A 19770-nucleotide genomic window follows, 5' to 3' on the forward strand; every position below is an offset into this window, starting at 1 on the left:
GCTTGAAGGGGGCAGGCAATTGCATTTAAATGAATTTTCACGCTGGACCTTGGGCGCGGGGAGAGAGGATGTCGACGCAACACTGGGATGAACAGGCCTTTTGCGAGGGGTACTCACGTACCTGGGAGATCTCCGAAGAAGAGGTGCACTACGGCTGGTTAGCCCCGGGAGAGCGTCAGCTGCAGCTGATCGACCTGGACCTGACCAACGCCAACGTGCTGGACATCGGCTGTGGCATGGGCGAAAACCTGATCGCTCTCGCCCGCCAGGGGGCCAACTGCCACGGTATCGATATCTCGGCCTACATGCTCTCCCAGGCTCGGGAAAAGGCACAGCGCCATGCTGAGGTGATCGAGCCGATCCATTTCAAGCAGCAGGACATGCGCCAGACCGATTTCTTTCCCGGGGTCAGCTTCGACCTGATCCTCTCCGCCTACTCGCTGGAATACCTGGCCTCCACCCAAGAGCTCAAAGACCTGTTTTACAACCTGTTCAAGCGCCTCAAGCCCGGGGGCATCTTCATTTTCTGCTTCTCCCACCAGCTGCAGCACGAGCGCCACAACACCCTGCTCAACCACTCCTCGCGGATGGGCGAAGGCACCGATTTCGCCACCATGATCTACTCCTTCAGGGACGTGGTCAGCACCCTCAGCGAGGTGGGTTACGTGATCGAGCGGGTGGTGGAGCAAGGTACCCGCAACCCCTCGAAACTGAGTTACGAGGAGGGCTGCGCCTTTCCCTACCACTTTCACCACGGCAACAACCCCTGCCATCCCCAGTTTGACGCCCTCAGCAACAAGGCGCCCCACACGGTCATCTACAAGGTCCGCAAACTCGACAGCCACGGCCTGGAGCAGGACCGGCAACTGACCTTCAACTACCGCAAGAAGCAGATCAAAATCTGGGGCCAGAAGCGCAGCGTCACCGAATCCCACCCCTTCAGCGCCGCCGGCCAGGATTTCTACGCCCACCAACTGGCGCCCAAGGACGCGGTTGTGGGGCTCTGCGAAGCGCTGGCGGTGACCGTGACCGGAGACGAGCTAAAGACAGTGGCGGAAACCGAACTGGCGATCGACCTGGAGGGCAGCCCCGCCACCCTGCGGGTCGCGGCCAACTCGGTGCAGGCGCTGGTTCACGAACGCCTGGTCGACGCCGGTCTCTCGCCCAGTTACGGGCGCAGCACCTTCGCCGGTCAGGAGGAGCTGGAGACGGGGCTCTACATCAAGCGCATCGATCCCCTATACGGGCAGATCGACGCCCTTTTTCCCCGCCAGCGGCTGGGGATTCTCGTATTTATCAACGGCGAGGAGCCGGCCCACGGTACCATCGGCCTGGAGGACATCTCCTGCACGATTGGGGATCACATCCAGGTGATGTATATCGCCACCCAATGGGGCAAGGCCTGGCGCCAGGGCAAGCGCAAGCGCGACGACCAGCAGATGGACCTGTTTTAACTCACCGCGAGCCGCCCGGCCGAGGAACAGCCCGGGCGACGTTTTTGAAGGCCTCAGGCCAGGGCCGCAAGGGCGGCGCGGGCCTCATCGACGCCGGCCTCCCCGGCCGCCACGCCGGCGGCATGCACAAAGTGCAGGTCGGTCAGCCCCAGAAAGCCCAGTACCGTGCGCAACATCTCGTCGCGGTGGTTCAGGGCCGCCGCCGGGGCACCCGGCCGGTAATCGCCGCCGCTGCTGGTAATCAGGTATACCGGCTTGTCGGCCAGCAGCCCCTCCGGCCCCTGGTCGGTGTATTTGAAAGTGCGTCCGACCCGCGCCACCTGGTCCAGGTAGCTTTTGAGGGCGCCGGTCACGGTGAAGTTGTGCATGGGCGCGCCGATCACCAGGGCATCCGCCGCGACAAGCTCGTCCACCAGCTCATCAGACAAAGCCACCGCCCGTTGCTGCCCCGCATTACGCGCCTCGGGGGCGGTATAGAAGGCCCCGATGGTCACTTCATCCAGCAAGGGGGGCGGGTTGCGACCGATGTCGCGGTGGATCACCCGGCCTTCGGGGTTGCGCGCTTTCCAGCCCTCCACAAACTGCTGCACCAGGGGACGGGTAACGGAGTTGTCGGTGACCGGACTTGAATTGATAACCAGTAGCGTGGGCATGGAGCACCTCCTCTTGAGTAACGGAAGTGCATTTTTAAATTTATTTTTGCGAATAAAAATCGCAAAATATCGGGCATTTCTTCCTAAAAAATTGAATTAAAAATGACAACCAAGCACCGGGTCACCCTGGAACAGTGGCGCATCCTTCAAGCCGTGGTGGATCACGGCGGCTACGCCCAGGCGGCGGAAGCTCTGCACCGGAGCCCCTCTTCCCTTAACCATGCGGTACATAAACTGCAGCAGCAGCTGGGAGTCAGCCTCGTGCAGGTCCAGGGGCGACGCACCCGCCTGACCCCCGCCGGCGAAGTGATGCTGCGCCGCTCCCGGCAGCTGACGGACGAAGCCCTGCAACTGGAAACCCTGGCTGAAAACCTGCAAATGGGCTGGGAGCCGGAGCTGAGCCTGGCGGTGGAATCCCTGTTTCCCCGCCCCTGCCTATTTCGCGCCCTGGAGGCGTTCTATCCCGACAGCCGCGGCACCCGCGTGCGGATCCAGGAGACGGTGCTGACCGGCACCTCCGAGGCGATTGTTGACGGCCGCGTCGACCTGGCCATCTGCGGCACACCGCCGAAGGGGTTTCTGGGAGAGGGTCTCGGGTCGGTACGGCTGCTCCCGGTGGCGCATCCCGAGCACCCGCTCAACCGGCCCGGGGAGCGGCGCCCCCAGGAGCTGGCGGCGGAGCTGCAGCTGGTGATCCGTGACAGCGGCCGCCAACCCCAGGAGCACCAGGGCTGGCTGAAAGCCGAGCAGCGCTGGACCCTGGACAGTTTTGATGCGGCCCTTGAACTGCTGCAGGCGGGACTGGGTTTCTGCTGGCTGCCGGCGCACCTGGCCCAGCCCGCCCTGGAGAACGGCTCGCTGCGCACCATTCCATTGAATTCGGGGCGCGAAAGGCGGGTCGCGTTGCACCTAGTGGTGCCGCGTCCGGACCGGCTCGGCCCCTGCGGCCGCGAACTGCTGATGCAGCTAAGAGACCTTAACCTGGATTGAGACAGCGGTTGGTGGAGAGCGGGCAGACACCGTATAATCCGCTGTTTTCTTCAGTACGTGCATGCCCCGCGCCGACAGGCAGAACCCCATGAGTCACTCACGCCCCCAAGACACCCTCTACGCCTCGCCGCTGGAGCAGATTGTCGACTTCCGTTTTGACGAACAGGTGGTGGGCGTCTTTAGCGACATGATCAACCGCTCGGTACCCGGCTACAGCACGGTAATCCGCAGCCTCGGGATACTGGCGGCCCGTTACGTCCAGCCCGGCAGTCGCTGCTACGACCTGGGCTGCTCCCTGGGCGCCGCCACCCTCTCCATGCACCAGCAGATCCACGCGCCCGGTGTCGAGCTGGTCGCAGTGGACAACTCCCAGGCGATGATGACCCGCTGCCGCGAGCATCTGGCGCTGGCGCGGGAAGAGCGCCGCATCGACCTGGTCTGCGGTGATATTCAGGACCTCGTCATCGAAAACGCCTCGGTGGTGGTGATGAACTTCACCCTGCAGTTTATCGAGCCCGAACGGCGCCAGACGCTGCTGAACCGCATTCAAAAAGGCCTGCGCCCCGGCGGTGTGCTGCTGCTGTCAGAAAAGATCGCCCTGGGCGAAGCCCAGTCCGACGCTCAGCTCATCGACTGGCACCACGACTTCAAGCGGGCCAACGGCTATAGCGACCTGGAGATCAGCCAGAAACGCAGCGCCCTTGAGAAGGTGATGCGCCCCGACAGCCAGGAGCGCCACGCCGAGCGCCTGCACGCCGCCGGTTTCTCCCAGGTGCTGCCCTGGTTCCAGTGTTTCAACTTCGCCTCCATGGTGGCCTTCAAGTGATCGACTTCTCTCCGTTTTTCCAAGCGTTGCGGGAGACGCCCCTGGCGCCCCGCGTGGAACAGCTGCAGAGCCGCGTGCGGCAGAAGCTGGACGACGTCAACCACGGCGACCTGCCCCAGTGGCTGGCGGCGCTGGAATCGATTCCCCCCCTGCAGGCCACCACCCTAGACCTCGACCGCCCCGCCCTGCAGGTGGGCACGGCCGAGGCGTGCACGACTGAGGAGCACGACCAGCTGGAGGCGGCCCTGCGCAAGCTGATGCCCTGGCGCAAAGGCCCCTACTCCCTGTTTGGGGTGGAGATCGACACCGAGTGGCGCTCGGACTTCAAGTGGGACCGCCTGCTGCCCCACCTCTCGCCCCTTGAGGGGCGCACCGTGCTGGACGTGGGGTGCGGCAACGGCTACCACTGCTGGCGCATGTACGCCGCCGGCGCCAGAAGGGTGATCGGCATCGATCCCTCCTGGAAGTTCCTGATCCAGTTCCAGGCCATCAAGCGCCTCGTCGGCGAGGTGCCGGTGGAGCTACTGCCCTTGGCCATGGAGGAGATGCCCCGGCCCATGCCGGTGTTCGACACGGTGTTCTCCATGGGGGTCCTCTACCACCGCAAAAACCCCCTGGAACATATCCAGGAGCTGCAGAGCCAGCTGCGCCCCGGCGGTGAGCTGGTACTGGAAACCCTGGTAGTCGATGGGGGGGCCGACCGGGTGCTGGTTCCCCCGGGACGCTACGCGCAGATGCGCAACGTCTGGTTCCTGCCCAGCTGTGAGGCTCTGGCGGGGTGGCTGCAACGGCTGGGACTGGAAGCGGTGCGCTGCGTGGACGTCAACCGGACCAGCACCGAGGAACAGCGCAGCACTGACTGGATGCAGTTTCACTCCCTGCCCCAGTTTCTCGATCCGAATGACCCGTCACTGACAGTCGAAGGGCTGCCGGCGCCGACCCGGGCCATCCTTATCGCCCGTAAGCCCTTCTAGGCCCGCCTGAGGCTCACCCTGGCCGTCTCGCGGCCTGCTCCAGGTCCCGGGCCTCGGCGGCGCTGATCGAACGCCCCGGCAGTGGCAGCAACCCCGGGACCCGCTGGCGATAGTTCGAGTAAGCCTCGCCGTAAGCCAGCACCAGCTTGCGCTCCTCCAGCCGCGAACCCACCACCAGGTAGAGCGTCACCAGCGCGTAAAAGAGCAGTTGGGCCGCATTGGGCTCCCGGGTCCACAGGATCACCAGCACAAAGAAGTACCAGGGGTGGCGGACAAAACGGTGCCAGAAAGAGAGCCGCAGGCGCTCGTCGTCTTCGACCGCCCGCTGGCCGCGCCGCCACTGGGCAAGTCCGGAAAAGACACCCTGGTCGTACGCGCCCAGGGTCGTGGCAAAAGCCCCCAGGGAGGCCAGCGCCAGCCCGTTCATCACCCAGTCCAGGGGCTGCGGCCACTGCCAGAGCGACGGGCCGTCGAACCGCCACAGAATGACGAGGATGGGGATCAGCAGCACCACCGACAGCCCGTTGTAGAGCAGCCGGTAGGCCGGCAACAGCCCGGGCCAGCGTCGCCCCACCCAGCGCTTGCAGGCCAGGGACGCCAGCCAGGAGTGGAGGGAAAAATAGGCGCCCAGCATCACAGCAAGCACACCTAAATGAGTGGTGACATTCATCGGATTAAGCGCTCCTAGCCACAAACATTAACCCTTGCGAATATATCACGCGTGAGAAGGGCCGGTGACCCCTCCCCGCCACCCCGTTCAAACTGTAAATGATATTTGACAGCGGCGAGAATCCCACACCAAAATACTCGGCCTATTGACCGCTGCCCGCCCCGGCATAACGCCCCCGTTTCCGGCCCGGACCTGCATTACAAGGAGATGCCATGCCAGTTCCCGCGGCCTACCTGATCGTCGTTCTGGTCTGGTCCACCACCCCGTTAGCGATCGTCTGGAGCAGCGAAGCGGTCTCTCCGATCATGGCGGCACTGCTGCGCATGGCCCTGGCGGCCATGGTAGGACAAGTGCTGCTCTGGGCCTGGCGGATCCCGCTGCCGCTGGATCGCCAGGCGCTGCGCGGCTACGGCTGGGCGATCCTCGGTATTTACGGGGCGATGGCCACCACCTACGTGGCCTCCCGCCACGTCCCCTCCGGCCTCATTTCACTGATTTTCGGACTGGCGCCCATTGTCTCGGGGCTGCTGGGCCGACTCTGGCTCAATGAACGGGGCTTCACACCGGTGCGCTGGCTGGCCCTGCTGCTGGCGGTGATCGGGCTGGCCCGGATCATGAGCGACAACCTGTTGCTGGACCCCGGCGCCTACGGCGGCATCGCCCTGATGCTGCTGGCGGTGACCCTGTTCAGCGCCAGTGCGGTGCTGGTCAAGGGCACCGGGAGCCAGATCCATCCCCTGGCGCAGACCGTTGGCGCGCTCTGGGGATCACTGCCCTGCTACCTGCTGACCTGGTGGCTGCTCGAGGGGCAGTGGCCGGACCTGGCTGCCAGCGGACGCTCACTCTGGGCCATCCTCTACCTGGCCCTGTTCGGCTCCCTGCTGGGCTTTGTCTGCTACTTCTACGTACTTAAGCGACTCAGCCCCGGCACGGTGGCGCTGGTGACCCTGATCACCCCGGCGATCGCCCTGCTGCTCGGCAACCTGCTGAACGACGAGGCCATCACGCCGCGGCTGCTGCAAGGGGGCGTGATGATCTGCCTGGGGCTGGGGCTCTACCACTGGGGGGATCGACTGCGCCACCGGCTGCGCCCGGCGCGGCCCTGATACCGCAATGCCGAGGCGGCCTGTTCAGCGCAGCGCCATGCGCGGATTGTCGTAGCGAATCAGCCGCAGCCACAGCTCCTCGGGAAGACTATCGAGCACAAGGGGTAACGAGGCCGGCAGCACCCGCCAGTCGCCAAAATAGATTTCGTGCTCCAGCTGCTGCGGTCCCCAGCCCGCGTAGCCGGAGAAGACCCGGAAGCGGATGCCCGCTGCCGGCGCCTGCAACCAGCGCGCCACCTCGTCGGCGTCATGGAGCAGGTACAGGCCAGGCAGTAGGGGCAGACTGTTCTTAAGGGGCTGAGCGCTGGCCGCCAGGACTAGGCGCCGGTGGGACTGCACCGGACCGCCGAAAAACAGTTTCTGCCCCCGCGGCAGTTCGTGGCCGCCCAGGGCGTCGTTGAGGGTCAGAGTGCTGGGCCGGTTGAGCACCACCCCCATGGCCCCGCGGCGACCGTAATCGACCAGCAGGATCACCGTCTCCTGGAAGTTGGGGTCACGCAACTGGGGCATCGCGACGAGCAGCCGCCCCGGCGCCAGTTGTTCAACCTCTTCACGCTCCCGGGCGCCGGGGTCAAGGGGACCGCTGGCCGCCGTTGCCATGAGCGGCAGCAGTAACAACAGGGTTCGAATGGCTGAGATCATAAGTCCGCTCGCCGAAGGCCTATCTAAAGGATAGCGCTCCCCCGGGAAACGACGGGACGGGCAAACAGAAGGTAATAAGAAAAGAGCCCTGCGGCGTGCCGAAGGGCTCAAGGAGCTACCAGTATGCTCAAGGTGGGGATATTCACTATAGACCATAGTTAGGGGCTTTTCGCAAATCGGGCGCGGTCTTTTTGGCCAATTGGCCCCAATGCGGGAACTGGCGCGGGCTCGGCCGTTCCAACTTTTTCACCAGACAGGCGAAATCAGCAACGGGAGAACATTATGCAGCAAGCAACCTTCGGGGCCGGCTGTTTCTGGGGCGTCGAAGCCCGCTTTAGCCAGGTAGACGGGGTGTTGGAAACCGCCGTGGGCTACATGGGGGGCCACACCGACAACCCGGATTACAGCGCCGTGTGCACCGATACCACCGGCCACGCCGAGGTGGTTCACCTGAGCTACGACCCGCAACGGGTGGCCTACGACGATCTGCTGGAGCTGTTCTGGCGCAGCCACGACCCCACGACCCCCAACCGCCAGGGTCCCGATGTGGGCAGTCAATACCGCTCGGTGGTTTTCTATCACAGCGAGGAGCAGCGCGCGCGTGCCGAGGACGTACTCCAACGTCTGGTTCAACAGGGCACCTGGGCCGCCCCGGTGGTGACCGAAATCGTTCCCGCCGGCGCGTTTTACCGCGCCGAGGAGTACCACCAAAAGTACCTGGCCAAACGGGGCATGAGCAGCTGCCAACTTTAACGTGGAGGCAAACGTGCAACGCCTGACCCGGGAGGACTACCCAGCCCTGCAACGCTTCTACCGCGGGGCCGGCTACCGGGGACGCCCCGGGGCCGATGAGCGGTCCCTGGCGTTACGCGAGGACGGAGCGATTCGCGCGGCCCTGCGCCTGTCGCCGCTGGACAACGGCTGGTGGTTGCGGGGGTTCTGGGTGGCGCCGGCCTGCCGCGGCCAGGGGTTGGGCAGCCGGCTGCTGGCCGCCCTGCCGGCGCACCTGGACGGGCGCGCCTGTTATTGCTTCGCCTATCCCGAAGCGCAGCGGTTTTACCAGGCGGGAGGCTTTCGCCCGCTCACGGTTGAGGCGCTGCCGCCGGGGCTGGCGCAGCGGCTGCGCCGCTACCACGTGAAGACGCCCGAGCTGGTGCCGATGCTGATTCCTTAACCCGATGACGCGGGGACAGGAGACCTCGGCCCGCAGACACGGCAACAGGCCCCTTCGGGGCCTCTATGTTTCCGGCGGGCCACCCTTGAGCTCCACCCGAATCCCGTCCGGGTCCTTTATATAGAGCGAAGGGCCGAAACCCTCGGCGCCGTAGCGGCTCTCCACCGCCTCCACCGGAACGCCGGCCTGGGTCAGCAGCTGCGTAAGCGCCTGGGCATCAAACGTCTCCAGGCGCAGGCAAAAATGGTCCAGGTCACCCCCGTGGGGCGGCCCGTCGGACCGGCGCGGCACCAGGTCGATCAGCGAGCGGCCGGCCCGCAGCTGAATCAGCCCCACATCGGGCACCCGCCGTTCGATGGCGCACCCCAGCAGATCGCAGTAAAAGGCCAAACTGCGCTCCATATCCACGACGCGCAGTACAAGGTGGTCCAGCCCTCTGATTTTGATCATCATTCGTCCTCGGCCCGTTTACCCCAAGCCTAGTTCTGATCAAGGCCCGGTCAAGGACGGCGCACCACCGCCAGCGCCACCCCCAGCACCGCAAGAGCTCCTCCCGTCAACGCCAACACGCCAAAGCGCTCATCAAACAGCAGGTACGCCTCCAGCGCCGTCACTGGCGGCACCAGGTAGAAAAGGCTCGCCACCCGCGAGGCGGCGCCTTCGCGGATCAACGCCATTAGCAGCAGGATCGCCCCGATGGAAAGCCCCAGCACCAGCCAGCCCATCGCCAGCAGCAGGGGAGTCTCCCACTCAACCTGGCGGGTTTCAAAGGCGAAGGCACCGAGCGCAAAAAAGGCGCCGGCCGCGCAATACTGGATCACCGTGCCCGGAATCAGCTCCACGCCGCCGCAGTAGCGTTTCTGGTAAACGGTCCCCAGGGAGATCGCCAGCAGCGATACCAGAATCCAGGCCAGGGTCCAGAGCGGAAAGGCGGCGATCGGTCCCGTTCCCAGCTTCTCCATCAGCACCAGGGACACACCGCCCAATCCCAGCAGCAATCCCAGCCACTGGCGGGCGCTGACCTGCTCGCGCAAAAAAAGCACCGCGGCCAGGGCTGTCAGTAACGGCTGCAGCCCCACAATCAGCGAGGCGAGACCGGCGGGCATCTCTCCCTCGATGGCGTAAAACACACCGCCCAGGTAAAGGCCGTGGATCAACAACCCGACCACGGCCGTGTGCAGCGCCTGGCGCGGGGTCGGCCAGCGGACCGGCAGCAGCCGTGCCAGTATGCCCAGCAGTACCAGGGTTGCCAGCATGCGGTACATCAGCAGCGTGAAGGGTTCGGCGTAGGGCAGCCCGTACTTGGCGCCGATAAACCCGGTACTCCAGAGCCAGACGAAAACTACCGGCATCAACCGTAACGCAGGCCCCTTAAGTCTCTCAGGCAGCATCAAAAGCAATCCTTAGCACGGCTCAGCCGTCACACGGGACGGATAACCGCCGCCGGCGGCCCGTCATGGAAGAAGGAAAAGCGGTGAATGGCAGCCCCGGCGATCAGAAGCCGCACATCTGGCCGCCGCCGCAACAACCGCCGCCGCTGGCACAGGGCGGTGCTTCGGGGTTTTTCAGTGTACGGCTCTGCACCACCTGCCCGCCGGTCGCAAGCCGCTCCACCGGGCTTTGCAGCGGGGTCTCCCCGGAGCTGATGCCGGCCGCCGCACACAGTTCCCCCCAGGTGGTCAGGGTTTCACGCATGGAGTGGCGTACTTCGACCACCTCCCCGGTGGCGACACAGCGATAATCGTAGGTGGGCATCGTTCTCTATCCTCAGGGAAAAACAGCCGTAAAAGGTCTTATTCTACTGCAACCCGACAGCGGCGTAAGCCTCTCGATTCCCCCTCCGCCAGCTGTTATCGTTATTTTATCGTTACTCTGTCTTAATGCCTTGGATCATGCCATGACCTCCGCTCTTCGCGCCTTCCGCGGCCCCCTGGTGGACAGCCTGGGCAACCCCGATGAACTAGGGCTCGAGGCGAGCTGCCGCTTCATCGAAGATGGGCTGTTGCTGGTCCGGGAGGGCACGATCGAAGCCATCGGGCCGGCCTCCGCCCTGCTTTCGCAGCTTCCCCCCCAGACGCCCCTGAAGCACTACCCCGACGCCCTGCTCTGCCCCGGTTTTGTCGACACCCACATCCATTACCCGCAGACGCCGATCATCGGCTCCTACGGCGAACAGCTGCTGGATTGGCTGCAACGCTTCGCCTTTCCCGCCGAGCGGGCCCTGGCCGATCGTACCTACGCCGCCGGCCTGGCCGAGCGCTTCCTGGACGAGCTGCTGCGCCACGGCACCACCACCGCACTGGTATTCGCCAGCGTTCACCCCCACTCGGTTGACGCCCTGTTCGAGGCGGCCCAGAAGCGCCGGTTACGGCTGCTCGCCGGGAAGGTACTGATGGACCGCCACGCCCCCGATGACCTGCTGGACAGCCCCGAGAGCGGCTACCAACAGAGCCGCGCACTGATCGAGCGCTGGCACGGCAGGGACCGGCTCGGCTACGCCATCACCCCCCGCTTCGCCCCCACCTGCTGCGACCGCCAGCTGGCCCTGGCGGGCCAGTTGCTAAGCGAATTCCCCGGCGTTCACCTGCAGACCCATATCAGTGAAACCCCGGCCGAGGTGGCCTGGGTGAGAGAACTGTTCCCGGAGCGCAACGGCTACCTGGATGTCTACGACCACCACGGCCTGCTGGGGCCGAAGACCGTGCTGGCGCACGGCGTTCACCTGACGGACGAGGAGCGCGCACGGATGGCCGACACCGGCACCCGCCTCGCCTTCTGCCCCACCTCCAACCTGTTCCTCGGCAGCGGACTGCTGGACCTGGCTGCCACCGAGGCCGCCGGTGTTACGGTGGGGCTCGCCACCGATGTCGGCGGCGGCACCAGCTTTTCCCTGCTGCAGACCCTGGCGGAGGCCTACAAGGTCCTGCAGCTTCAGAACCAGCGCCTGCACCCGTTCAAATCCCTCTACCTGGCCACCCTGGGAGGCGCCCAGGCCCTGGGTCTTGAGCAACAGATCGGCAGCTTCGCCCCGGGCAAGGAGGCCGACTTTCTAGTGCTGGACCCGGCAGCCACCCCGCTGCTGGCTGATCGCAGCGCGGCGGGGCAGAGTCTGGCCGACCGCCTTTTCGCCCTGATGACCCTGGGCGATGACCGCGCCGTCCAAGAGGTCTACGTGCTGGGCCAGCGTGTGCATCAACGCCATTGATCTGGGTCGGCAGGAGCGTCTGAAAACCGACAAATTATCTAGGAATCCTCAGTTCCCTGCGCTAGGGTAGCGGGGATTGGCTCTTCCGTTACGCTTTTCTGATCAAGGTTGTATTACATGAAAAGGATCTGTCTTCTGGGTGGGGTGGCGGCACTGATGTCGCTGCAGGTCATGGCCGAGCCCACCAGCTATCGCTGCACCTACCAGGAATCCACCTACGAGGCGGCCTTCATGGAGGCCCCGGCCACCCGCCAGTGCCCCAACAGCCACTGCTACTATGACCTGGTGATCGACGAGGCGGCGGCAAGCGCATCGGTGAACGGCACCACCGGCTATCAGTTGCAGGTTGAAGGCAACACGCTGACCCTGAGCCGCAGCGCCGTAAACCCGATCATGGGGGGCACCGACACCGCCACCTTCACCCTGGAGCGCGACAGCGGCCGTTTCGTGGGCAAGAAGACCACCTCGCCGGAGGTGACCGTGACCAGCTTCGGCAGCTGCAACACCCAGCCCTGAGCCACGCCGAACCCGCGTACTGACCAAGGAGCAACGCCCATGGATTGTCTGTTCTGCAAAATCCTCGACAAAGAGATCCCCGCCGACATCGTCTACGAGGACGATCAGGTGATCGCCTTCCGCGACATCAACCCCCAGGCGCCCAGTCACCTGCTGGTGATTCCCCGCCAGCATATTGCCACCAGCAACGATATTCAGGATGCAGACTGCGAACTGGTAGGTCGGATGCACTTGGTTGCCGCCAAGCTGGCCCGCCAGGAAGGCTTTGCCGACAGCGGCTACCGCACCGTGATGAACTGCCAGGAGGCGGCCGGGCAGACCGTGTTCCACATTCACCTGCACGTTCTCGGCGGTAAGCCCCTGGGCTGGCCCCCCTACACCGAGCGCCCCAAGACCGCCATCTAGGCCTCTGTCGCAGCAGCCCAGCCGGGCCGCTGCGGCGCAGCATTACTGCTCTTTCCGCCTACCGCGGCCCTCTATAATATTCCTTATTCACAGACTCTTTGATCCGGCTCAACAAGGCAGCCCGTTTTCGTTGCGACGCAACAAGTGACTGTTACTATTCGCCCCATTCGGCCCTCGTGGCCCTCACCGAAAGGACTTAGGTAACGCCATGGTTTTTGATACCCCTCCTCCCGCTCACGATCAACTCGAGTTCTTTATCGAACTGGCCAATAAGACCCCCCGCATTCGCACGGCGGTGATGCACCCGGTAGACGCCAACAGCCTGCTCGGGGCAGCAGAGGCCGCGCAGCAGAACATCATCGAGCCGGTGCTGGTCGGCCCGGCCGACAAGATTCGGGCCGCCGCAGACGAGGGTGACATCGACATCAGCGCGTTCGAGGTGGTGGACGTGCCCCACAGCCACGCCGCCGCGGAAAAGGCCGTCGACCTGGCCCGCCAGTGCGAAGTGGATATCCTGATGAAGGGCGGCCTGGCCACCGCCGAGATGCTGAGCGCGGTGGTTCACAAGACCAAGGGAGTGCGTACCGAGCGGCGTCTGAGCCACATGTTCATGCTCGATGTGCCCAACTACCACAAGCCGCTGATGATCACCGACGCGGCCATCAACATCGCCCCGGACCTGAACATCAAGAAGGACATCGTCCAGAACGCCATCTACTTCGCCCACGCCATCGGCATTGCCGAGCCCAAGGTGGCCGTACTGGCGGCCGTGGAGAAGGTCAAGTCCAACATGGTAAGCACCATTGACGCCGCCGCCCTGTGCAAGATGGCCGACCGCGGCCAGATCACGGGTGGGATTATCGACGGCCCCCTGGCCTTCGACAACGCCATCTCGCTTGAGGCGGCGCGGGACAAGCACATTAACTCGCCCGTCTCCGGCGAGGCGGACATCTTGCTGGCCCCGGACCTGGAGTCAGCCAACATGATCGCCAAACAGCTGATCTACCTCGCCGGGGCCAAGTCCGCCGGCATCGTGCTGGGCGCCCGGGTGCCCATCGTACTCACCAGCCGCGCGGAGAAAACCCTGGGGCGCCTCGCCTCCTGCGCCCTGGCGGCGCTGCAAGTCACCCATGCCAAGGAGACCGGTCTGGTATGAACGCGATTTTCACTGTCAATGGCGGCTCATCCAGCCTCAAGTGCGGTCTGTTCCGCATCACCGAAGGCACCACCGAGCTGCTCTACAGCTTCAAGCTGAGCAACATTCTCGGCGAGGCCAAGGCCGCGATCAGCGACGCCCAGGGGCAGAACGTGCTCAAGGCCAGCCCCGATTTCTCGGCCATTGGCCGGGAAGGCCGCCACCAGGCCTGCCTGGACTTCGTTTTTGCCTGGATCCGCGATCAGCTACCCGAGTGTGAGCTGCAGGCCGTCAGCCACCGGGTGGTGCACGGCGGCGAGCAGTTCCGCGAGCCGGTGCGCCTGGATGGCCCCACCCTGGACGCCCTGCACGCCTTCGTCCCCCTGGCCCCCCTGCACCAGCCCTACAACCTCAAACTGGTTGAGGCCTGCCAGGCGCTGCTGCCGGAGGTGCCGCAGATCGCCTGCTTTGACACCATGTTCCACACCGGCCAGCCGGACGAGGCCCGCAACTTTGCCCTGCCACGCCAGCTCACCGCCGAGGGGATCCGCCGCTACGGCTTTCACGGTCTCTCCTACGAGTTTATTCAGCGTCGCCTGGAACAGGTGGCGCCGGAGCAGGCCCGCAGCCGCACCATCGTCGCCCACCTCGGCGCCGGCGCCAGCATGTGCGCCATCCGCGACGGACGCAGCCTCACCTCCACCATGGGCTTTACCGCCGTGGAAGGGCTGCCCATGGGCAGCCGCACCGGCAGCATCGACCCGGGCGTGCTGCTGTACCTGATGCGCCACCACGGGATGGACGCGGACCGCCTGGAGACCCTGCTCTACAAAGAGAGCGGCTGGCTGGGAGTTTCCGGGATCAGCAGCGACATGCAGGAACTGCTAGCCAGCGAGCGCCCGGAAGCCCGCGAAGCGGTGGACCTGTTCACCTACCGCGCGGCCCGGGAGATCGGCAGTCTCAGCGCCGCCACCCAGGGGCTGGAGCAGCTGGTGTTTACCGGCGGGGTGGGCGAGAACAGCGCCCCGATCCGCACCGCCATCTGTGAGCGCAGCCGCTGGCTGGGGATCGAGATCGACCCGGCCGCCAACGCCGCCAGCGCCGATGTCATCAGCACCGGGGCCAGCCGTGTCACCGTGCGGGTCATTCCCACCGACGAGGAGTCGATGCTGGCGCTGCACGGCATGGAGATGGTGGCCGGCTAAGCGCCTCTTATCTTACCTAGCGCGCCCCCTGCCGGATCCACTCCCGCAGCAACTCGACCTCTTCCGGTTTGAGCTGTGCCGGCCCCGGGGGCATCGCGCTGGGCGCCCCGCCCCGGGGGACCACCAGGTTGATCAGCCAGCCCTTGGTCGGCTGACCCGGCAGGATGGCGGCCCCGTTTTTCCCCCCTTCACGTATATTCGCCAGGCTATCCAGCCGCAGCCCCCCCTTGGGAAACCAGCCGGAGTGGCACTCCACGCAGTGCTGATCCAGCAATGGCTTGACCTGCTCCTGGTAACGGACCGGGGATTCGCTGGCGTGAACACCGAAGGTGCCCAACAGCCAGGCTAAAAGAAAGAGGTAACGTCCCATGAATGACTCCACTGTGATAGGTCCGCCCAGTCTAGCCGCTCGGCCGGGGCTGTAAATGGTGCCGCTGCTTAGAGTTGATAGGATTCCGACCAGGCTCGAAGCTGCTCCAGAATACTCAGCGCAGAACGGCCAAAATCGGTCAGTTCGTAGGTAACCGCGATGGGACGATCGCTGATCACGGTTCGCTTCACCATTCCCCGCGCTTCAAGCTCCTTGAGCCGCTGATCGATCATCTTCTTGCTGGCCCCCCCCAACATCCGGGTCAGGTCGTTGAAGCGTACGGGTTCATCTTTCAGGTGATAGATGATCGAGGCAGTCCACTTCCCGCCGATCAAACGCATGCCTTTCTCGATGGCGCAGGGCTCCATGCAGGCGTTAAAAACTTTTTTCCGACCATAAGAATCTTTTTCTATGCGGCTTTCCATCGTACTACCGGCCTCGTGAAGAAGGTCACCAAAACCTTACTGGTTGAATACTGAGCTCAGGTTACCATAATAAACCAGCAATGATCAGCACCGCTGTTTCACACGATCAAAGGAAGCCCCGGCATGAGCAACATCCTGATTATCAACACCCACCACCATTACCCTTTTTCCGAGGGTCGCCTGAACCGCACCCTGGTCGAGGCCGCCGAGAACCTGCTCACCACCAGGGGCCATGCCACCCGGACGGTCAACGTGGACGATGCCTGGGAGGTGGAACAGGAGCTGGAGAAACATCGCTGGGCCGATGTGATCCTGCTGCAGAGCCCGGTCAACTGGATGGGAGTTCCCTGGACCTTCAAGAGATACATGGACGAGGTCTACACCGCGGGCATGAACGGCGAACTCTGCGCGGGCGACGGCCGCCACCATGACGCGCCCAAGCAAAATTACGGCGCGGGCGGCACCTTAACCGGCAAGAAATACATGCTGTCGTTGACCTTCAACGCCCCCGAAGAGGCCTTCGACGATGAGCGCGAATACCTGTTCCAGGGTAAAGGGGTCGATGATCTCTGGCTGCCGATGCACATGAACTTCCGCTTCTTCGGCATGGAGTCGCTGCCGACCTTCGCCTGCTACGACGTGATGAAGGACGCCAATGTCGAACGCGACCTGCAACGCTTCAAAGCGCACCTGCACGCCCACTTCTGAGCAGTGCCGAGGCTGTTGAGACTGTCCAGGCCAGGGAACGGCCCCGGGCGGGATTAACGCTTGGGCAGCGCGTCGTCGACATCAATGACCCGGCGGTCATAAAAGAAGTGCGCGCTGGACTCAAAACCGGGCGGGAGCTGGTCCTGGTTGCAACGCTTGAACAGAAGCTGAGATACCAGCTTCCTGCCCATGGCGTTGGTGTTGTAGAGCACGTCGCCACAGTGCTTGCAGAACACCCGCGTCATCCGCTTGCGGGGGTGCTGATACTCGATCACCTCCCCGGCCCCCTGGCTGATGTGCACCTGGTCAGCCTCCCAGGCGAGCACCGAATGGTAAGGCACCTGGAGCAGCTCCCGACAGTCCTGACAATGGCAATAGGCATGGACTCGTGGCGCTCCGGTCATGGTCACTTCCACTGCATTGCACTCGCAATGCACACGATAATTCTCGTTCATGGGTATCACCCTCAGGCGTAGGGTCGGACAATGCGGCCACCCAAGTCTAGCTTGAGCGGGCCTGCTCACTTCGAAACAGGCAAACCATTATGCGGTACGGCAGCCACCGGGCAAGTAGTTAACTTTTTGTAACCTGGACATCCGCAGACGCACCCCGAACGGACTCTCCTGCGCCATGAACTCGGGTTACGACTGCCCTCCTCTCCCCATGCCGGCGGCAAACCAGCTGATTTACCTCCTATTTTCAGCCCCCATCGACAAACCCTTGATCCGGCTCAATAAGCCGCCCGCTTTTTACGTTGCATCGCAACATTGCACTGCTACTATGGGCTCACTTCAGTACGGGCCCAGGCCCGATATCACTCTAGTTTGCGTTAACAGGAACCGTTATGAACAGCCAATTGATGCAGGGCAAAAAAATCCTGATCGTCGGTATCGCCAATGAACACAGTATCGCCTACGGCTGCGCGAAGGCGCTCAAGGCGCAGGGTGCCGAGCTCTGTATTACCTACCTCAACGAAAAAGCCAAGCGCTTTGTCGAGCCCCTTGCACAAGAGCTGGAAGCCGAGCTTTTCCTGCCTCTAGACGTCAGCAAGCCGGGTGAGCTTGAACTGGTGATGGGCTCCATCAAAGAAGCCTGGGGCGTTCTGCACGGCCTGATCCATTCCATCGCCTTCTGCCCGCTGGAGGACCTGCACGCGCCGATCTCCCAGTGCTCCCGCGAGGGCTTCCTGCAGGCCATGGACATCTCCTGCTACAGCTTTATCGAGATGGCCCGCCAGGCCAAGCCGCTGATGAACGAGGGCGGCAGCCTGATCAACTTCTCCTACCTGGGCAGCGCCATGGCGGTGGAAGACTACAACGTGATGGGCGTCGCCAAGGCCGCCCTGGAAGCCTCAACCCGCTACTTGGCCCGGGACCTGGGCCCCCAGAAGGTCCGCGTCAACTGCATCTCCCCGGGCACCATCCCCACCCGGGCCGCCAGCGGCATCAAGGATTTCGACGCCATGCTCGAGCACAACCAGGAGATGTCCTGCGACGGCCAGTTGCCGACCATCGAAGAGGTGGGCAATGCCGCCCTCTACTACCTGAGCGATCTCTCCAAGGGCGTCACCGGCACGATCCACTACGTGGACCACGGGGTCTGTATCTCCGGCTGACGGACACCGCAGCTGACTAAACGGGACCTTCGGGTCCCGTTTTTGGTTGTCGGGCTCGGCAAACGTCCTCGCCGCCTAGCTGGAGCTCCGCTCCTCAACCGCGCGGCAGGGCATTCACGCTGCAACGGCGACGCCAGCGCGTTCATCAAGAGCGGGGCGCTTATCCCCGTCACGACGTTGGCCAAACCCGCCCGGACTCCCCCCCGGCGCGTTAGACATAGTGGGCGTCAGCCCCAACACAAGCCCCCTCCCACGCGTCGCTACTTGCTCCCCCGCGACCGGCTGCTAATCTAAGTTAGCTGGAACTTTTTTTGACATATCACGCCAAACAACGACAGGAAATTCACATATCCTGCGGTTATATATTATTCTATTTTTTTTAACTTTTGGCGTTCATGCCAGCCCCCTTCATAGGGGCACGGGAGGTAAGAGATCGACCCTTTTGAAAATAAAGGCGAATAAAGTCTAATATTTAAGTCATAACACCCGCACCATCATCGGTTGATATTTATCAACAACAAGGACGATAAAACGGAGCCGGACCATGAAAAGCCAGCTAGGGATTAGCGCGATTTTAACCGCATCATTCACACTCTCTCTACTCGCTTCGCCTGCTTTATCAACAGAGCATGCTAAAGGGGTTGGCGAGTCAACAGATATGAATTCAAACCCTGCAACACTAACGGAAATAAAACTGGCAGGCATCAATATACAGGGAAAGATACAAAGCGAGTTCGGTCCGAACCGTTCGGATATAGAAAATGCATTCGGTGACGAGATTTGCGAAATCAATGACATCCCCGTTTTCATGGGCCTAGAAGACTGGGTGACGCTGGGTATAGAGCGACAACTCAAACCCAAATATGGCGAAGACTTCGAGCTTGGCGACGGGCTGAGACGCGATGAAATAAGCATTCGCAGTCGTGAAGACAACATCAACTACTACGCAAAATTCGCAAAAAACCGCAGAATAAAATGCAGCCTGATCAACCCGGAAAACTACCTCATCATAAAAACCGAGTCGGACCAGCTCAGAAAATTCCGCTCAAGCTCTTTCTCTCACAAGGTATTAAATAAACTAGGAAGCTCATCCATTGCTGCTGTCGACCTCTGCTTCTCTTCCCGGTCAGGGCAGATCACCCACTTATCCATCAAACAGACTGTCGCCGACTGGGGTTCAAAAGCCAACACCTTTGATAACGTTTTAAAGACCTACCAAGAGATATGGCCGAGTGCAAAGCGAGAAAACAGTAGATTTATATTTAAAAACGGGGCTGTCTGCAAAGTATCAAACCAAACAACCGGCTTTCATACCGAGTGTTACTCAGGATTTGGAAACCCTGACCCTGACCTGGTTGATATTCAATACGGCCAGTGGATTGCTTTGATGCTAAAAGAAGAACCTCAATTCAAGGACTTTATAGATCAGATCGAAAAGGAGACCATTGGACTTTCAATTGAGCAATCAGAGATAAATAGGGCAAGCCGAGTCGCCAAGAACAAAACCAACGAACCCGTTTATTAACACCTGTTAATTTAAAGCCGCTGATTTTGCTTATTTATGCTCCCCGCCGCCACACGCATTCATCAATGGCAGTGCGTGCTGTTCGACGGGTATTCACAGCCAGGATAAATTGCACCACGTCCCTTGAGGCGGACTCGTTTTGCATTATTGCACCCTTGAACGCGGGTCTCAC

Annotated in this window: 24 protein-coding genes; 15 read left to right on the forward strand and 9 right to left on the reverse strand. The window is 62.7% G+C overall.

Annotated elements, in window-relative coordinates:
- The first annotated feature begins 68 nt into the window (after positions 1-68).
- Positions 69-1454, forward strand: a complete 1386-nt coding sequence (locus JGZ97_RS10395) for a bifunctional 2-polyprenyl-6-hydroxyphenol methylase/3-demethylubiquinol 3-O-methyltransferase UbiG (RefSeq protein WP_207062553.1) — start codon at positions 69-71, stop codon at positions 1452-1454.
- Between the two features lie 53 nt (positions 1455-1507).
- Here the strand turns inward: JGZ97_RS10395 and JGZ97_RS10400 are convergent, their stop codons facing one another.
- The gene (locus tag JGZ97_RS10400; RefSeq protein ID WP_207062554.1) at positions 1508-2107 is read right to left on the reverse strand and encodes an FMN-dependent NADH-azoreductase; all 600 of its coding nucleotides are present in this window, start codon (positions 2105-2107) and stop codon (positions 1508-1510) included.
- A gap of 102 nt (positions 2108-2209) precedes the next feature.
- Here JGZ97_RS10400 and JGZ97_RS10405 point away from each other — a divergent pair, with 102 nt between their 5' ends.
- From JGZ97_RS10405 to cmoB, 3 genes are all read left to right on the forward strand, one after another.
- Positions 2210-3097, forward strand: a complete 888-nt coding sequence (locus JGZ97_RS10405; protein ID WP_207062555.1) for a LysR family transcriptional regulator — start codon at positions 2210-2212, stop codon at positions 3095-3097.
- A gap of 88 nt (positions 3098-3185) precedes the next feature.
- The gene (gene cmoA / locus JGZ97_RS10410; RefSeq protein ID WP_207062556.1) at positions 3186-3923 is read left to right on the forward strand and encodes a carboxy-S-adenosyl-L-methionine synthase CmoA; all 738 of its coding nucleotides are present in this window, start codon (positions 3186-3188) and stop codon (positions 3921-3923) included.
- Complete coding sequence (gene cmoB, locus JGZ97_RS10415; protein ID WP_370584037.1) at positions 3920-4897, forward strand: tRNA 5-methoxyuridine(34)/uridine 5-oxyacetic acid(34) synthase CmoB; 978 nt, start codon at positions 3920-3922, stop codon at positions 4895-4897. Before cmoA ends, cmoB begins: the two co-directional genes overlap by 4 nt.
- Before the next feature lie 13 nt (positions 4898-4910).
- On the opposite strand, the gene JGZ97_RS10420 is transcribed toward cmoB, so the two are convergent.
- Positions 4911-5567, reverse strand: coding sequence for an isoprenylcysteine carboxylmethyltransferase family protein (locus JGZ97_RS10420; RefSeq protein WP_207062557.1), 657 nt, complete (start codon positions 5565-5567; stop codon positions 4911-4913).
- A 212-nt stretch (positions 5568-5779) separates the two neighbouring features.
- On the opposite strand from JGZ97_RS10420, the gene JGZ97_RS10425 reads away from it, so the two are divergent.
- The gene (locus JGZ97_RS10425; protein ID WP_207062558.1) at positions 5780-6673 is read left to right on the forward strand and encodes a DMT family transporter; all 894 of its coding nucleotides are present in this window, start codon (positions 5780-5782) and stop codon (positions 6671-6673) included.
- 24 nt (positions 6674-6697) lie between these two features.
- Here the strand turns inward: JGZ97_RS10425 and JGZ97_RS10430 are convergent, their stop codons facing one another.
- Positions 6698-7315, reverse strand: a complete 618-nt coding sequence (locus JGZ97_RS10430) for a YqgE/AlgH family protein (RefSeq protein WP_207062559.1) — start codon at positions 7313-7315, stop codon at positions 6698-6700.
- Positions 7316-7597: 282 nt separating this feature from the next.
- Between JGZ97_RS10430 and msrA the strand changes: the two genes are divergently transcribed.
- Both msrA and JGZ97_RS10440 read left to right on the forward strand, forming a co-directional pair.
- Positions 7598-8068 carry a peptide-methionine (S)-S-oxide reductase MsrA gene (msrA, locus tag JGZ97_RS10435; RefSeq protein ID WP_207062560.1) on the forward strand — a complete coding sequence of 157 codons (471 nt, stop codon included), beginning with the start codon at positions 7598-7600 and terminating at the stop codon, positions 8066-8068.
- 13 nt (positions 8069-8081) lie between these two features.
- Positions 8082-8489, forward strand: a complete 408-nt coding sequence (locus JGZ97_RS10440) for a GNAT family N-acetyltransferase (RefSeq protein ID WP_207062561.1) — start codon at positions 8082-8084, stop codon at positions 8487-8489.
- Positions 8490-8552: 63 nt separating this feature from the next.
- Here the strand turns inward: JGZ97_RS10440 and JGZ97_RS10445 are convergent, their stop codons facing one another.
- From JGZ97_RS10445 to JGZ97_RS10455, 3 genes are all read right to left on the reverse strand, one after another.
- On the reverse strand, positions 8553-8939 hold the full coding sequence (locus JGZ97_RS10445; RefSeq protein ID WP_207062562.1) for a VOC family protein: 387 nt from the start codon (positions 8937-8939) through the stop codon (positions 8553-8555).
- Positions 8940-8989: 50 nt separating this feature from the next.
- Positions 8990-9880 carry a DMT family transporter gene (locus tag JGZ97_RS10450; RefSeq protein ID WP_207062563.1) on the reverse strand — a complete coding sequence of 297 codons (891 nt, stop codon included), beginning with the start codon at positions 9878-9880 and terminating at the stop codon, positions 8990-8992.
- A gap of 103 nt (positions 9881-9983) precedes the next feature.
- Positions 9984-10244 carry a zinc ribbon domain-containing protein gene (locus JGZ97_RS10455; RefSeq protein WP_207062564.1) on the reverse strand — a complete coding sequence of 87 codons (261 nt, stop codon included), beginning with the start codon at positions 10242-10244 and terminating at the stop codon, positions 9984-9986.
- Between the two features lie 142 nt (positions 10245-10386).
- On the opposite strand from JGZ97_RS10455, the gene guaD reads away from it, so the two are divergent.
- The 5 genes from guaD to JGZ97_RS10480 all read left to right on the forward strand — a co-directional run bounded on the left by guaD (position 10387) and on the right by JGZ97_RS10480 (position 14955).
- A complete protein-coding gene (guaD, locus tag JGZ97_RS10460) occupies positions 10387-11694 on the forward strand; it encodes a guanine deaminase (protein ID WP_207062565.1) in 1308 nt (435 codons plus the stop codon).
- A gap of 117 nt (positions 11695-11811) precedes the next feature.
- Positions 11812-12210, forward strand: a complete 399-nt coding sequence (locus JGZ97_RS10465) for a hypothetical protein (protein ID WP_207062566.1) — start codon at positions 11812-11814, stop codon at positions 12208-12210.
- 39 nt (positions 12211-12249) lie between these two features.
- Complete coding sequence (locus JGZ97_RS10470) at positions 12250-12615, forward strand: histidine triad nucleotide-binding protein (RefSeq protein WP_207062567.1); 366 nt, start codon at positions 12250-12252, stop codon at positions 12613-12615.
- Positions 12616-12823: 208 nt separating this feature from the next.
- On the forward strand, positions 12824-13771 hold the full coding sequence (locus JGZ97_RS10475; RefSeq protein WP_207062568.1) for a bifunctional enoyl-CoA hydratase/phosphate acetyltransferase: 948 nt from the start codon (positions 12824-12826) through the stop codon (positions 13769-13771).
- Positions 13768-14955 carry an acetate/propionate family kinase gene (locus tag JGZ97_RS10480; RefSeq protein ID WP_207062569.1) on the forward strand — a complete coding sequence of 396 codons (1188 nt, stop codon included), beginning with the start codon at positions 13768-13770 and terminating at the stop codon, positions 14953-14955. Before JGZ97_RS10475 ends, JGZ97_RS10480 begins: the two co-directional genes overlap by 4 nt.
- Before the next feature lie 16 nt (positions 14956-14971).
- Here the strand turns inward: JGZ97_RS10480 and JGZ97_RS10485 are convergent, their stop codons facing one another.
- Together JGZ97_RS10485 and JGZ97_RS10490 are read right to left on the reverse strand one after the other, a co-directional pair.
- Positions 14972-15325, reverse strand: coding sequence for a c-type cytochrome domain-containing protein (locus JGZ97_RS10485; protein WP_207062570.1), 354 nt, complete (start codon positions 15323-15325; stop codon positions 14972-14974).
- A gap of 68 nt (positions 15326-15393) precedes the next feature.
- Positions 15394-15666: a helix-turn-helix domain-containing protein gene (locus JGZ97_RS10490; RefSeq protein ID WP_242521681.1), complete on the reverse strand. Its 273-nt coding sequence runs from the start codon at positions 15664-15666 to the stop codon at positions 15394-15396.
- A 207-nt stretch (positions 15667-15873) separates the two neighbouring features.
- Here JGZ97_RS10490 and JGZ97_RS10495 point away from each other — a divergent pair, with 207 nt between their 5' ends.
- Positions 15874-16458 carry an NAD(P)H-dependent oxidoreductase gene (locus JGZ97_RS10495; RefSeq protein ID WP_207062572.1) on the forward strand — a complete coding sequence of 195 codons (585 nt, stop codon included), beginning with the start codon at positions 15874-15876 and terminating at the stop codon, positions 16456-16458.
- A gap of 53 nt (positions 16459-16511) precedes the next feature.
- Here the strand turns inward: JGZ97_RS10495 and JGZ97_RS10500 are convergent, their stop codons facing one another.
- The gene (locus JGZ97_RS10500; RefSeq protein WP_207062573.1) at positions 16512-16913 is read right to left on the reverse strand and encodes a GFA family protein; all 402 of its coding nucleotides are present in this window, start codon (positions 16911-16913) and stop codon (positions 16512-16514) included.
- Between the two features lie 389 nt (positions 16914-17302).
- Between JGZ97_RS10500 and fabI the strand changes: the two genes are divergently transcribed.
- Positions 17303-18073 (forward strand): enoyl-ACP reductase FabI, encoded by a 771-nt coding sequence (gene fabI / locus JGZ97_RS10505; protein WP_207062574.1) that lies wholly within the window; start codon positions 17303-17305, stop codon positions 18071-18073.
- Positions 18074-18617: 544 nt separating this feature from the next.
- A complete protein-coding gene (locus JGZ97_RS10510; RefSeq protein WP_207062575.1) occupies positions 18618-19598 on the forward strand; it encodes a hypothetical protein in 981 nt (326 codons plus the stop codon).
- Positions 19599-19770 lie beyond the last annotated feature (172 nt).

The sequence above is a fragment of the Motiliproteus sp. SC1-56 genome, assembly GCF_017309075.1.
Classification (GTDB): Bacteria; Pseudomonadota; Gammaproteobacteria; order Pseudomonadales; family Balneatricaceae; genus Motiliproteus.